This window comes from Xenorhabdus khoisanae, from assembly GCF_001037465.1.
Classification (GTDB): Bacteria; Pseudomonadota; Gammaproteobacteria; order Enterobacterales; family Enterobacteriaceae; genus Xenorhabdus; species Xenorhabdus khoisanae.
In genome coordinates, this window is sequence record NZ_LFCV01000035.1 from 39,053 (window position 1) to 52,352 (window position 13,300).

18 protein-coding genes and 2 pseudogenes are annotated in these 13,300 nt (G+C 43.7%); 7 read left to right on the forward strand and 13 right to left on the reverse strand.

Features of this window, described 5'->3' with window-relative positions; all coding sequences use genetic code 11:
* Positions 1–210: 210 nt before the first annotated feature.
* Entirely contained in the window at positions 211–750 is a 540-nt protein-coding gene (gene hpt / locus AB204_RS06690) for a hypoxanthine phosphoribosyltransferase (RefSeq protein WP_047962604.1), read from the forward strand.
* A gap of 82 nt (positions 751–832) precedes the next feature.
* Here hpt and can read toward each other — a convergent pair whose 3' ends face one another.
* Positions 833–1,486, reverse strand: a complete 654-nt coding sequence (gene can / locus AB204_RS06695; RefSeq protein WP_047962605.1) for a carbonate dehydratase — start codon at positions 1,484–1,486, stop codon at positions 833–835.
* A 181-nt stretch (positions 1,487–1,667) separates the two neighbouring features.
* On the opposite strand from can, the gene AB204_RS06700 reads away from it, so the two are divergent.
* The 3 genes from AB204_RS06700 to AB204_RS23400 all read left to right on the forward strand — a co-directional run bounded on the left by AB204_RS06700 (position 1,668) and on the right by AB204_RS23400 (position 3,626).
* Complete coding sequence (locus AB204_RS06700) at positions 1,668–2,591, forward strand: ABC transporter ATP-binding protein (protein WP_047962606.1); 924 nt, start codon at positions 1,668–1,670, stop codon at positions 2,589–2,591.
* The gene (locus AB204_RS06705; RefSeq protein WP_047962607.1) at positions 2,591–3,361 is read left to right on the forward strand and encodes an ABC transporter permease; all 771 of its coding nucleotides are present in this window, start codon (positions 2,591–2,593) and stop codon (positions 3,359–3,361) included. The genes AB204_RS06700 and AB204_RS06705 overlap by 1 nt, the downstream gene beginning before the upstream one ends.
* Positions 3,362–3,488: 127 nt before the next feature.
* Positions 3,489–3,626: a hypothetical protein gene (locus tag AB204_RS23400; RefSeq protein WP_235428042.1), complete on the forward strand. Its 138-nt coding sequence runs from the start codon at positions 3,489–3,491 to the stop codon at positions 3,624–3,626.
* 89 nt (positions 3,627–3,715) lie between these two features.
* Here the strand turns inward: AB204_RS23400 and AB204_RS23405 are convergent, their stop codons facing one another.
* Together AB204_RS23405 and AB204_RS06715 are read right to left on the reverse strand one after the other, a co-directional pair.
* Positions 3,716–4,123 carry a hypothetical protein gene (locus AB204_RS23405; protein ID WP_053067842.1) on the reverse strand — a complete coding sequence of 136 codons (408 nt, stop codon included), beginning with the start codon at positions 4,121–4,123 and terminating at the stop codon, positions 3,716–3,718.
* Positions 4,120–4,542, reverse strand: a complete 423-nt coding sequence (locus AB204_RS06715) for a scabin-related ADP-ribosyltransferase (RefSeq protein WP_047962608.1) — start codon at positions 4,540–4,542, stop codon at positions 4,120–4,122. Before AB204_RS06715 ends, AB204_RS23405 begins: the two co-directional genes overlap by 4 nt.
* On the opposite strand from AB204_RS06715, the gene AB204_RS21265 reads away from it, so the two are divergent.
* A complete protein-coding gene (locus AB204_RS21265; protein ID WP_072061403.1) occupies positions 4,541–4,747 on the forward strand; it encodes a SymE family type I addiction module toxin in 207 nt (68 codons plus the stop codon). The genes AB204_RS06715 and AB204_RS21265 overlap by 2 nt on opposite strands.
* A gap of 78 nt (positions 4,748–4,825) precedes the next feature.
* Here AB204_RS21265 and AB204_RS06725 read toward each other — a convergent pair whose 3' ends face one another.
* The 4 genes from AB204_RS06725 to AB204_RS06740 form a co-directional block, all read right to left on the reverse strand.
* Positions 4,826–5,119, reverse strand: a complete 294-nt coding sequence (locus AB204_RS06725) for a hypothetical protein (protein WP_047962610.1) — start codon at positions 5,117–5,119, stop codon at positions 4,826–4,828.
* A gap of 75 nt (positions 5,120–5,194) precedes the next feature.
* Positions 5,195–5,449 carry an integrase core domain-containing protein gene (locus tag AB204_RS06730; protein WP_411354707.1) on the reverse strand — a complete coding sequence of 85 codons (255 nt, stop codon included), beginning with the start codon at positions 5,447–5,449 and terminating at the stop codon, positions 5,195–5,197.
* A gap of 215 nt (positions 5,450–5,664) precedes the next feature.
* The gene (locus AB204_RS06735) at positions 5,665–5,973 is read right to left on the reverse strand and encodes a hypothetical protein (protein ID WP_047962612.1); all 309 of its coding nucleotides are present in this window, start codon (positions 5,971–5,973) and stop codon (positions 5,665–5,667) included.
* A gap of 14 nt (positions 5,974–5,987) precedes the next feature.
* Entirely contained in the window at positions 5,988–6,290 is a 303-nt protein-coding gene (locus tag AB204_RS06740) for a hypothetical protein (protein ID WP_152671506.1), read from the reverse strand.
* Between the two features lie 51 nt (positions 6,291–6,341).
* On the opposite strand from AB204_RS06740, the gene AB204_RS06745 reads away from it, so the two are divergent.
* A complete protein-coding gene (locus AB204_RS06745; RefSeq protein WP_047962614.1) occupies positions 6,342–6,644 on the forward strand; it encodes a SymE family type I addiction module toxin in 303 nt (100 codons plus the stop codon).
* A gap of 84 nt (positions 6,645–6,728) precedes the next feature.
* Here AB204_RS06745 and AB204_RS06750 read toward each other — a convergent pair whose 3' ends face one another.
* Both AB204_RS06750 and AB204_RS23900 read right to left on the reverse strand, forming a co-directional pair.
* Positions 6,729–7,058 carry a hypothetical protein gene (locus AB204_RS06750; protein ID WP_047962615.1) on the reverse strand — a complete coding sequence of 110 codons (330 nt, stop codon included), beginning with the start codon at positions 7,056–7,058 and terminating at the stop codon, positions 6,729–6,731.
* Positions 7,059–7,369: 311 nt separating this feature from the next.
* Positions 7,370–8,398: pseudogene (locus AB204_RS23900) on the reverse strand (RHS repeat domain-containing protein); the annotation flags it as partial.
* 1,217 nt (positions 8,399–9,615) lie between these two features.
* Between AB204_RS23900 and AB204_RS06760 the strand changes: the two are divergent.
* A complete protein-coding gene (locus AB204_RS06760) occupies positions 9,616–9,936 on the forward strand; it encodes a SymE family type I addiction module toxin (RefSeq protein WP_047962616.1) in 321 nt (106 codons plus the stop codon).
* 102 nt (positions 9,937–10,038) lie between these two features.
* Here the strand turns inward: AB204_RS06760 and AB204_RS06765 are convergent, their stop codons facing one another.
* From AB204_RS06765 to AB204_RS06780, 4 genes and pseudogenes are all read right to left on the reverse strand, one after another.
* Complete coding sequence (locus tag AB204_RS06765; RefSeq protein ID WP_152671507.1) at positions 10,039–10,479, reverse strand: hypothetical protein; 441 nt, start codon at positions 10,477–10,479, stop codon at positions 10,039–10,041.
* 499 nt (positions 10,480–10,978) lie between these two features.
* A pseudogene (locus AB204_RS23905) lies at positions 10,979–11,089 on the reverse strand (RHS repeat-associated core domain-containing protein); the annotation flags it as partial.
* Between the two features lie 41 nt (positions 11,090–11,130).
* Positions 11,131–11,544, reverse strand: a complete 414-nt coding sequence (locus AB204_RS06775; RefSeq protein ID WP_047962618.1) for a hypothetical protein — start codon at positions 11,542–11,544, stop codon at positions 11,131–11,133.
* Positions 11,541–13,300 (reverse strand): RHS repeat-associated core domain-containing protein (locus tag AB204_RS06780; RefSeq protein WP_047962619.1); only part of this gene is annotated, 1,760 nt, incomplete at its 5' end. The genes AB204_RS06775 and AB204_RS06780, both read right to left, overlap by 4 nt.

Sequence of the window (13,300 nt, forward strand, 5' to 3'; positions counted from 1 at the left end):
AACTTAATTTACTTAATGTTGGGAAAATTGCCATTTTTTCTGCCAATAAAAAAATTTAATTGAGCATTAACGAATAGGGTTTGTTCTGATGGCATAGAGTGTTATTTTATGCGCTTGGTGAGCTTATGGTATTGAGCGGTGTATAAATAATCACATTTATCATTGGGTTTGTATTGTGATTATTTAAAACAAAATCAACTGGTTATATTGATGAAGAAACATATTGTAGATGTGATGATCTCCGAACAGGAGGTTAAGCAACGTATTGCTGAGCTGGGGCAACAGATTACAGAGCATTATCGTAAGAGCGATCGTGAACTCGTGCTGGTCGGCTTGCTGAGAGGGTCATTTATCTTTATGGCAGATTTATGCCGTGAAGTACAGGTTCCTCACGAAGTGGACTTCATGACCGCATCCAGCTATGGCAATGAGATGAGTTCTACCCGCGATGTAAAAATCCTTAAAGATCTGGATGAGGACATTCGTGGCAAAGATGTGTTGATCGTTGAAGATATTATCGATTCAGGCAATACACTGAACAAAGTTCGTGAGATTTTGGGGCTGCGTGAACCGAATTCACTGGCGATTTGTACTTTGCTGAACAAACCATCTCGTCGTGAGGTTGATGTTCCCGTTGAGTGGATTGGTTATTCGATTGAAGATAAGTTTGTCGTTGGTTACGGCATTGATTATGCCCAGCATTATCGTCACCTGCCTTATATCGGGCACGTCACCTTATTGGAAGATTGATTTTTGCGGTAATTTTAAGTAATCAGTCGAGTTATGAGCAAATGGCAGCGAAAAGCTGCCATTTGTTTTTTAGATCAGCCTGTTATTTGGCTTGAGACAATTTGGAAATAGCCTGGCGATAATTAAGTTCGAGTTTCTCGCGGCTATCCGCCGTAATATCCAGATCGTGTAATTCACCGTCTTTTAAACCATATACCCAACCGTGGATCATCACCTTCTGACCACGTTTCCACGCAGATTGCATAATGGTAGAGTGGCCGAGGTTGTAAACCTGTTCAATGACATTCAATTCACACAGGCGGTTCAGTCGATCATTAGGCGGCAATTCGCCAAGCATAGAACTGTGCTTGTACCACAAATCCCGGATGTGGAGCAGCCAGTTATTGATTAAGCCCAGTTCAGTGCCATCCACAGCAGCTTCAATACCACCACAGCCGTAGTGACCGCAGATAATGATGTGCTCAACCTGCAAGACATCAACAGCATATTGTACAACGGACAAACAGTTTAAATCGGTATGAATAACAAGGTTTGCAACGTTTCGGTGAACAAAAAGATCGCCTGGTGCAGCATCAATCAGTTTTTCAGCAGGTACTCGGCTATCAGAACAGCCTATCCACAGGAAATGGGGTTTTTGCGCCTTTGATAATTCTTTGAAAAAAAGCGGATTTTCATCGTTTACGGACTTTGACCACTGTTTGTTCCTGGCAAAAAGCTCTTCAATTTTTCTCATCATAACTAATAGCCTGACAACGTTTTTGAGATAGAATCATATACAACATTAATTGAGAATTTAATATTTAATTGAAGAATGTTTTTTATTTGATCCCTGTCATTGCTAAGAAAGGCGGGAAGAATCATGGCATAATTCCCATCTTGCACTCAAAAATAGCAAAGAATAAAGGTGTTTTTTACTTATGGCTTACGCATTAGAGTTAACGCAGCTCACTAAAACTTATGAAAGTGGAGTGAAAGCGCTGCGGGGGATTGATTTGCATGTAGAAGCTGGCGATTTTTACGCGCTTTTGGGGCCAAATGGTGCAGGGAAATCCACTACGATTGGTATTATCAGTTCTTTGGTCAATAAAAGTAGCGGTAAGGTTAAGGTATTTGACTACGATATTGATACAGATATCGTTAATGCCAAACGTCAGCTTGGTCTTGTTCCTCAGGAATTTAATTTTAATCAATTTGAGACGGTGATTCAGATAGTACTGAATCAGGCGGGATATTATGGCGTTCCGCGCGATGTTGCACAGGACAGGGCTGAAATCTATCTTAACCAACTGGATCTATGGGAAAAGCGCGACGAACGGGCTATTCGTTTGTCCGGCGGTATGAAACGTCGTTTGATGATTGCTCGTGCTTTGATGCATCAGCCGAAATTGCTCATCCTTGATGAACCTACAGCGGGAGTGGATATTGAACTGCGCCGATCTATGTGGGAATTTTTGAGAGAATTGAATGCGCAGGGAACCACGATCATTCTGACGACTCATTATCTGGAAGAAGCTGAAATGCTGTGTCGCAATATTGGTATCATCCAGCATGGTGAATTGGTAGAAAACACCAGTATGAAAAGCCTGCTCAGTCAGCTTGAACGTGAAACTTTCTTGTTTGATTTAGAGCTTAAAGGAACAGTACCTATCGTTGATGGTTATGATTATCGTCTGGTTGATGCAGCCACGTTGGAAGTTGATGTAAAACGTGGACAGGGGCTGAATGATATTTTCTCCCAGCTAAGTACACAGGGCATTCAGATTAGCAGTATGCGCAATAAAGCGAATCGCCTGGAAGAGCTGTTTGTTGGGTTGACCAATAATAATCAAGGAGATAGATAATGATCCAATTGTACTGGGTGGCCCTGAAAACCATTTGGATTAAGGAAGTCACTCGTTTTGGTCGTATTTGGGTGCAGACATTATTACCGCCTATAATCACCATGTCTCTGTATTTCGTTATATTCGGCAATCTGGTGGGTTCTCGCATTGGTGAAATGGGCGGGGTGGGTTACATGCAGTTTATTGTGCCCGGGCTGATAATGATGTCAGTAATCACCAACTCTTACGCGAATGTCTCTTCGTCCTTCTTTGGCGCCAAATTTCAGCGCAGTATCGAAGAAGTACTGGTTGCTCCGGTTCCAACCCATGTCATCATTGCTGGATTCGTTGGCGGTGGGGTAGCTCGTGGTGTATGTGTTGGCATTCTGGTGACATTGGTTTCCTTATTGTTTGTACCGTTACAGATACATTCATGGGGCATGGTAGTGATTACTTTGCTGGCAACGTCTATTTTGTTTTCTCTGGCGGGGCTGTTGAATGCCATTTTTGCGAAAACGTTCGATGATATCAGCATCATCCCAACCTTTGTTTTGACACCACTGACTTATCTGGGAGGCGTATTTTATTCCCTTACCCTGTTGCCTACCTTCTGGCAAATCGTGTCAAAGCTCAACCCGATTGTCTATATGGTTAGTGGTTTCCGCTATGGTTTTCTGGGTATTTCGGATGTCTCTCTGGCGATGACATTAGGTATGTTGAGTATCTTTATTGCTTTATTTTATTTTCTGGCTTGGTACTTAATTGAATCTGGCCGGGGGTTGAGAACGTAACAACCGAAATTAACCACTCCACCGTTGATGATGGCGGAGTGGAGTGATAATAATAGCAAGTGGCGGATTCAGATAAAAGGAAGCAGGCTTTGATATTGGTATTGGTGGCACACTGACCGTCAAAATCATGGATGGCTGTCTGGTGCTGATCCCCGACAGTGACGACACTCTTGTCATTCGGCAACAGTACCAGCGCCAGCAAGACCAGCTCAGTGAAATTAAGCTGAAAATGCGGGAACTGATTGGGGATTACAAAAGCCGCTAAGGGCAGGGACTGAGCCGCTCTTAAAAAGAATAAAGCAGGAAGATCATGGAGATCTTTCCTGCTTAATCTAAGCTCATAAATCAGTTATTTTATCGTAGCGATTCAAACCATTGAAGGTGAAATTTACCTTGTTCTTCTGGGGTAACATCAACATTTTTATCTTCAAAGTCAAATATATGAACCATATCTTGAGGTAAACCATGCTGACCTAATGTAGTCTCATAAGCCACTTTGCCTAACCCCATATCTCTCTGCATTGCAGATGGAAACACATTTATTTTTGCTCCTTTGCAAAGAAAAACTATATCTTTTAATTGGTTTCTCAAATCTATAAAGCATGAAAAATAATCGGTATCATTTGATTCTGCTAACTGATTATTATTATGAAATATTTTCAAACAACAATCTCTATTAGGAGAGGTGATCAGGTGCAATTCAGCTTCTTCCATTTTTCCATTTATTATTATTTTGATTTTTCTTTTATCAACACCTGTCATTTTCCATACCTCTTTGGATTTAAAATTGTATAGTCCCACATTTCACCGTCGGCATTAATTGGTCTTGCGCCTAATATATTTTCAGATTTGACCCCGCCGGGTATTGCAATTTCTGCTTCTCCAGGATATGGCGATTTTGAACCTAGTACCTTGTTTACATCTATACCATTATTAGTTTTCATGGTGTACACATATCCGCTTTTGCTTCCATAATCTGTTGCAAAGCCAATAGTTTTACTCGGATCAATAGTAGTACTGACAAAATTGCTCGGCGGATTTAGATTATCTAATGCATGCTTATACAAATCCATGCTTGGGCCACGGGTTTCAAATCCTTTATCAAAAATTTCAGTGAAGCTTCGTGTATCTCCGCGATACGTTATAAGGTAATCCCCTTTATTCCCCGGTCCGCCTGCCATCCACCTGAAAGGGCAATGGCTTAAGGCGGCCGGCTTTGATATTGGCGGCACACTGACGGTTAAAATCATGGAGGGCTGTCTGATGCTGATCCCCGACAGCGATGACACTCGCACCATCAAGCAACAGTACCAACGCCAGCAAGACCAGCTCAGTGACATTAAACTGAGAATGCGGGAACTGATTGGCGACTACAACAGCAACTAAGGACAGAGATTGAGCGGCTCTTAAAAAGAACAAAGCCGGAAGATCAGAGGAATCTTTCCGGCTATTAAATTTCATCAACTATAATTTATGCATTGCTGATTGAATCTTTTCTTCTAGCTCAGATAAATTTTTCGCTGAACCTAAATAAACAGGATTTTCCCAGTTAAAATCTTTAATTAACATCAAGTTAAACTGCCCATCGATATCAAATGAAGGTCTCCAGCCTATGTCTAAAAGATATCCATTAGGAAATTCTACCTGCAACATATCTTCTTTTAATTCATCAAGTTGATTCTCAAGTGGAATATCATCACTAATATAAAAGTCATTAAAAGTGATTACTCCGCTCTTTTCTGAAAAATTAATGTTCATTTTTTTGTCAGCTTCTTAAATTCGTTCTGTGATATTGGGTGTCCATGAATAGTCCCGCCGCTATACTTGTAGTGGTCAAGAAATACTGGACACATTTTTAGCCTCTTCCCACTGCTTTTCATATTCAACCGGTGAAAGTCCACCATTAAAACTATGCGGACGATCATGGTTGTAATAGCCGCCCAAATATGGCGTGATATCCCGTATGGCATCATGGATATCCAGATACCCTTCCGGGGGAACCCATTCACTCTTCAGGCTGCGAAAGACTCTTTCCATTGGGGAATTATCCCAGCAATTTCCCCGATTTGCTTTTGCTATGCTACGCACTTGGCCGAACAACTGGTTGAATGAATTCCTTCCTTGGCCTGAGAACCCATTTAGCTAAATCCCACTTTGTACCTTATCTGATAAAGCAATGTGAGATCACCGGACGCTTATCAGGGGCTGAGCCGCTCTTAAAAAAGAAGAAAGCCGGAAGATATCTGTGATCTTCCGGCTTGAATTAAAAAAATTTTAATCAGCGAAATATTCCATTACTACCCTTAAAGAACTTCAACTATGGCAACAAACTTAGGTCCCTCATAGACATTTAGAGTAAGCCCTTGAGTAAGTAAGAAATCAGGGGCATTCTCAACTAAAAAATAAGCCTTACCTAACCCTATTCTGCTGCCTCCTTCATCATGAGAGTTACTTTTTATGTCTAATACTAAGCTCCAAGATGTTGGTTCACCAACCTTGCCTCTCATTGGTTCAGTAATAACATAATATAATACATTAAGTGGTAACGTGGCTTTTCCACCCTGAGCTTCAGCAACCCAATTAACTTTGACATTAACTGTTAATTTTTCCATAAAATGTTCTCTACTTAACATGATGAGACAGAAATCAGCTTAGTCCATTGAGGTTTAGCCTGTACCTTATTAAGATCAGTTACCTCAATATATCGAGCATTACCTATATTATCTAAGTTCTTAACTGAATAAGCAGCATTCGCTACGCGGTCTGGTACATGAATTTGAACAACTTGGAAGTTACCACTATGTCCCATTCTTTTTCCCCAAGTAACAGCATCTTTATAGGATTCAGCAAACCATTTGCCTTCCATAGAACCATTCCCTCCGGCCCATTTCTCTGTTTTCATCAATTCATCATATTCATCAAGATGCATTCCTCGGTATAACATCATTAATCCAAGGGGGTCGATCCAGTTAGCCGGGTTATGCACATAACTGTAAGGATAAAAGCCGCCAAAACAGAACGTTATTACACCGTGGGATATGTGCCGCAAAACAACAAGGCCACTGCTCCGCCTGCAATCCATCTTAAAGGCCAGTGGCTTAAGGCGGCCGGGTTCGATAAGGGTTGCACCCTGACCGTGAAGATTATGGATGGCTGTCTGGTGCTTATTCCTGACAGTGACGACACCCGCACCATCAAGCAACAGTACCAGCGCCAGCAAGACCAGCTCAGTGAGATTAAGCTGAGAATGCGCGAGCTGCTTGGCGACTACACAAGCCGCTAAGGGCAGGGGCTGAGCGACTCTAAAAAAGAACAAGGCCGGAAGATCATGGGGATCTTTCCGGCTAGATTTAATTACTACAAAATATTACTCTGGGCCATGCCATTCGAGCTTTTCTTTCAAGTGCTCAGGAACGATGCTAAATAGCTTTTTTATATCATTTTCATGAGAGAAATAATTTGTACATTTTCTTTTGTCAGCATTTTCCAAATAGAATCTGGCTTGAGTATTCAGGAAATATATATCATTAGAAGTCATTTCTTCTTCGGTAATAGACATCACAACATTATGCAATAACTCCGCCTCGTAATAGCACGATTTATTAAAAGCTTTTCCAATGAAAGTCTGAGTTTGAATATTTCTTATATATGAAAGAGATCTCCATAACATATTGGAATATATATCGATTTTTCTCATAACTAAAACCCTAATTTATTTCTTAAATTACCAAAAAAACCTCTTGATGGCATTGGTCTGGATTCTATAGGTGGTAAGTCTTGTTTAGTCCATCTTCCCTCATTTAATAACTGCTTAATATATTTAGAGTCACCAGTTTCTTTATATATTTCCTGAGCAGCAGCCATTCTATGATGACCTTCCGTGACATGATAAGTCCCTTTTGAATCTAGATATCCACCAATCCTCTTTTCTATATGTTGAAAATCAAAAGATCCATTAAGCATATCTCTTTTTATGCCGTCTATTTGTTGTGGATTCCTAAATCCAGTTTGAGTGCCTCTTATTTCTGGTGGAGGGCAGCTTGTTAATCCAAATGGGTCAACCCAAGATACCGGATTATGCACATAGGAATACGGATTAAATCCCCCCGCCAGCCCAATGGGGTCAGGACTGAGATATTGCCCCGTCTCCGGCGCGTAATACCGAAAGCGGTTGTAGTATAACCCACTTTCCTAATCCGCATACTGGCCCATGAACCGCAGGTTACAGTTAACATGATAATCTGCATTATTGGAAGCGATCACCTGAAAACGATCTGCCTGTCCCCATGTTCTCAGTCGCTGCGCCCAGATGAGCTGGCCTTCCTCATTGAGCATCTCACGCGGTGTACCTTGGTGGTCGCTGACGATATAGTGGAGCTTGCCGCGTTCAAAACGGGCCGAAGGCGTTAGTGTGCCGGGTTCATATAACCAACGGATACGTTGACCTTCCGCCGATGTACCATCGGCGTAAATCGGCGTTTCCTCGATAAGTTGGTCACCGCTCCATAGGTAATCCTGCCCCATGATTGCATTGGCTCTCGGCGCTAAATCCGGTTTGCCATTCAGCCAGCGCTGGAGGTTAGCAGCAGTCAGCTTACCATCATGCACTTTCAGCTTCCGAACTCTTCGGCCAAAAGCATCGTAGCGATAATGCCAGCGCGAACCGTCCGGGGTTTCACAGTGGGTAAGCTGGTTTTGCGTATCCCAGCGATAGCGCCAGATTTGTGGACGGAAGCCATCCTGCTGTTCGGTTTTTTCCACCAAACGGCCATTGTCATCATAGCGATAACGGACATTCCCTTGCTGCACGACGCGACCGGCTTTCTGGCGTTGGTTGATTTGCGCCACCGCCCCGCGTGCATCGGCTGGTAGATGTTGGCTCAGGTTGCCATTGGCATCATAACTGAATTGCTCTTCATGGGGGCGTGCCCCCTCAAACAGGGTATGCAGTATTTGGTCGTTAGTATTGTAACGGTAACGGGTTTGCCCCCAACGACTGTCGTCTATTACCCGGACGTTATGCGCACGGTCATATTGCCAGCTCCGGTTGACGGCAGTCGCTTGCGGAGGGAAGTGCGGGTCGTTTTGTGCCAGCGTTTCCCTGAAAAATTGGGTGGCCTGTCCCGCAGACTGATGTGCCAGCAATCCGGTCGCAGTGTAGCGACTGGCGAGGATAAAACCGTTGGCACTTTCACGTACAGTTTCTCGTCCCAATGCGTCATGCTTGAGCGTCAGCGGTGTATGCTGGTTCAGCTGGAAATAGTTCAGTGCACCTATTGAGTTATAACCGAAGTGCAGGGTGTTGCCGTCCAGACTTTCACTGACCGGACGTCCGGTCAGGTTATCCCATTCGCGAGTGATTTCCCGTCCGTTGATACGCTCACAGGTCGGCAGGCCAGTGGCCTTGTCATATTCGTATTCCACCACGGCATCGGCATTAGTGGCTTTCACCAACTGATGCCGCTTGTTGTATTCATAACGAGTCGTGGCTTTCAGCACCAGTTGATTTTCTTCCGGCTGCCAGCTTTCCTGTTTGACCAGCAAACCAACCGCCGAATAGTGCCAGCGAAGCTGCTGACCGTCGGGATATTGAGTCAGTGTGCGGCGGCCCAGCTTATCGTACTGATAATCAATGGTACGCCCGGTAAAATCAGTTTCCCGGATAATCTGCCCGGCGGCATCCCGCTCATAACGGTAGGTTTCGCCGGTGGAGGCGGTCACGGAATTCAACCGGGTCAAACGGTCATACCCAAAGTACAACATGGTGCCATCGGGTCGTGTGACCTGATTGAGCAAGTCAAACGCACCGTAAGTGTAGCGAGTAGTGCGGCCTTCGCCATCAGTCACTGCCACCACACGCCGTTCACTGTCATAGGCCAGTTGCTGAGTGGTACCATCCGGCAACAGGCGCTGGCGCAATTCACCGTGGGTGCCATATTGGTATTCTTCTTTGTGCCCCAGCGGATTGGTCAGTGTCGTCAGGTTGCCCTGCTCATCATAGTGAAATTGCCAACACTCACCGGTTGGCAGGGCACTTTCGATAAGTTGCCCGTGTTCATCATAACCGTAAGCAAAGGTGTCACCGGCCGGCAGCACCATTGTAGTCAGCGCACCGTCAGGATTGTAATCGAACGTGGTGAGCCAGTGAAAATATCACCTTTATTACGATGACCAAAATTACTGTGCCATATTTGGATGATGTGGTTGCAACACATCAACACCGCTTACCATAAGCAACTAACGAGGAGTTGAACATGGCTAAGGCGCATTCTAAGCAAAACCGCGCGGTAAATAAAGCCGCCAAAACCGAACGTTATTACACCGTGGGATACGTGCCGCAAAATAACAAGACCACCGCTCCGCCTGCCATTCATCTTAAAGGCCAGTGGCTTAAGGCGGCTGGGTTCGATAAGGGTTGCACCCTGACCGTGAAGATTATGGATGGCTGTCTGGTGCTGCTCCCTGACAGCGATAACACCCGTGCTATCCGGCAACAGTACCAGCGCCAGCAAGATCAGCTCAGTGAGATTAAGCTGCGGATGCGGGAACTGCTTGGTGACTATACAAGCCGCTAAGGGCAGGGACTGAGCTGCTCTTAAAAAGAACAAAGCCGGGAGATCATGGGGATCTTTCCGGCTGATTTCAAGGTTTATTGATCACCACTTTAAGATGATATTTTATATCTGGCCTTTATCAGAAAAAGCCATAGATATAAACTCTCCAAAATCACTATTTTTATTTAACTTACCAAGGGCGAATGCTGAAGATATATAATTAGAAAAAACAAACATATATTTTGATGTTATTCTTGCAGCATCAAATCTATTATTTGCCACTTTTTCCTCATAATAAATATTCTCATGCTTTTTCTTTCCAATAAAGATAGAAATCTCAACATCATAAAAACAAGAATAATTACCTTCATAATCACTAGAATTAAACAACCTACCATGTATAGATACTACCCCTCTAATTTCATTAGTCGTAGATAATGGATAGTCAGTCCTAGCAATAAATATATCATTACGAAAGAAAGCGTCTTCTACTAAAAAACGTTCCTCCTCACAAGATATATCATCTAAGACACTTGGAGGTACATCATACATGTTGTTTTTCATAGTAAGCCAACCTGCCGGAATATGAAAGCATTCTAACGGTTTGTATTTCTGGAAAATATTAATCATCATTTAACCTTTTTCAAATAACCATAATAATCCTGAGCAGAAATAGGATGCCCATGAAATTCATTTGTACTTTTTGTCACTTCAACTCGCATATATTGAGTGGGTTTACCATTGTTATACCCAATATTTCTCCCAGAATCATAAATATAATAATCGAAACCTCCTGATTGAGGAGAATGTGTACCTTTTTGCAAAGCTTCTTTTTCTATTCTGTTTCTAAATTTAGTTACCTGATCACTTGTTGTTTTCCCACGACCGATACTCTCATCCCAATATTGAGCTGCCCCCCTTTGCTAGAAAGCCCCATTGCCTCTTCTTGAGTTCTCGCACGAGTATGTTTGGGATATTCCGCTGAACTTGAAGTATGTCTTCTTACACGGTCTTGCTTCGCTAGTCTGCTTTCTTGCTCTAACGCATTACCACAATCTTTCCCTGCTAGTCCAAATGGATCGACAAAATTGACCGGATTATCGACATAGCCGTAAGGATTCAAGCCCCCTTCGAGATTCAGAGGATCAGGCGAGATATATTGCCCCATAAAGCCGGAAGATCATGGTGATCTTTCCGGTTTATAATATCAATTTATTACCTATTTTTTCTTACTGATTCAATCCACTGATAAAAATATTCTTTTTGCTTATGAGGAGAAACTTCTACATCTTGGTCTTCGAAGTCAAAAGTACCTACTAGGTTTTCACGGCCCACTTCTTTTCCTAAAGTATATTCATAAGCAGCCAGCCCCATAGCCATATCTCTAGCCATACCTGATGGATATACGTTTAGTTTTGCTCCCTTACAAAGAAAAATAACATCTCTTAATTCTTTTCTTAAGTTTGCAAAACAATCAAAAAAATCCCTACCAGAAAACTCTCCTTGGTAGATATTAGAAATTGAAATTTGCAAAAAACACTCTCTTTTTTCGGTTGAAATTAGAGACAGTTTGGCATTTTCTTCTTTACCATTAATTATTACTTTGATTTCAGCTTTTCGCTCTTTCATTTTTTTCCATACCTGTTTGGGTTTAAAACACTATAACCTATGAAATCCCCACTTTCGCTGACAGGACTTGCACCTAATATTTTTTCTGATGTAATCCCGCCAGGATATGCAATTTCTGCTTCTTTACCAAACTCACTAGCTTTACCAAGTGTTGCATTAACATCTATTCCTACACCTTTTTTATCTTTTATTGCATATACAAAACCTTTGGATGTGTAAAATTCGGAGCCGAATTCGGCTGCAACACCCGGCGAAGTTGTAGTGCTTATAAAATAACTAGGTGGATCCTGAGCATCCAATGTATGTTTGTACAGATCTTTGCTAGTTCCCCATGGTTTAAATCCATCATTAAAAATCTCATCAGGACTTCGTGTATCACCTCTATAGGTAATAAGATCCCCTTTATTCCCCGGCCCACCTGCCAGCCCATAGGGATCAATGAAGTTAACTGGATTATGTACGTAAGCATAAGGATTCAGCCCACCTTCTAACCCAATCGGGTCAGGGCTTATATACTGCCCGGTCTTCGGCGAATAATACCGAAAGCGGTTATAGTATAACCCGCTTTCCTCATCCTCATACTGGCCCATAAAGCGCAGGTTACAGTTAACATGATAATCTGCATTATTGGAAGCGAGCACCTGAAAACGATCTACTTGTCCCCATGTTCTTAGCCGCTGCGCCCAGATGAGCTGGCCTTCCTCATTGAGCATCTCACGCGGGGTGCCCTGATGGTCGCTGACGATATAGTGGAGTTTACCTTTTTCAAAACGTGCCAAAGGCGTTAGTGTGCCGGGTTCATATAACCAACGGATACGTTGACCTTCCGCCGGTGTACCATCCGCATAAATCGGTGTTTCCTCGATAAGTTGGTCACCGCTCCATAGGTAATCCTGCCCCATGATTGCATTGGCTCTCGGCGCTAAATCCGGTTTGCCATCCAGCCAGCGCTGGAGGTTAGCAGCAGTCAGCTTACCATCATGCACTTTCAGCTTCCGAACTCTTCGGCCAAACGCATCGTAGCGATAATGCCAGCGTGAGCCATCCGGAGTTTCGCAGTGGGTCAGCTGGTTTTGCGTATCCCAGCGATAGCGCCAGATTTGCGGACGGAAACCATCACGGTGTTCGTTTTTTTCCACCAGACGCCCATTGTCATCATAGCGATAACGGACATTCCCTTGCTGCACGACGCGACCGGCTTGCTGGCATTGGTTGATTTGTGCCACCGCCCCGTGTGCATCGGTCGGTAGATGTTGGCTTAGATTGCCATTGGCATCATAGCTGAATTGCTCTTCATGCGGACGCGTACCCTCGAACAGGGTATGCAGTATTTGGTCGTTAGTATTGTAACGGTAACGGGTTTGTCCCCAGCGGCTGTCGTCAATTACCCGGACGTTATGCGCACGGTCATATTGCCAGCTCCGGTTGACGGCGGTGGCCTGTGGCGGGAAGTGCGGGTCGTTTTGCGCCAGTGTTTCCCTGAAAAATTGGGTGGCTTGCCCTGCCGACTGATGTGCCAGTAAACCGGTTGCTGTATAGCGGCTGGCAAGGATAAACCCGTTGGCACTTTCGCGCACCGTTTCCCGTCCCAGTGCATCATGCTGGAATGTCAGTGGCGCATGCTGGTTAAGCTGAAAGTGATTCAGACTCCCCGACAGGTTATAACCGAAATGCAGGGTATTGCCATCCACACTTTCGCTGACAGGACGTCCTGTCAGATTATCCCATTTGCGCGTGATTTCCCGCCCGTTGATGC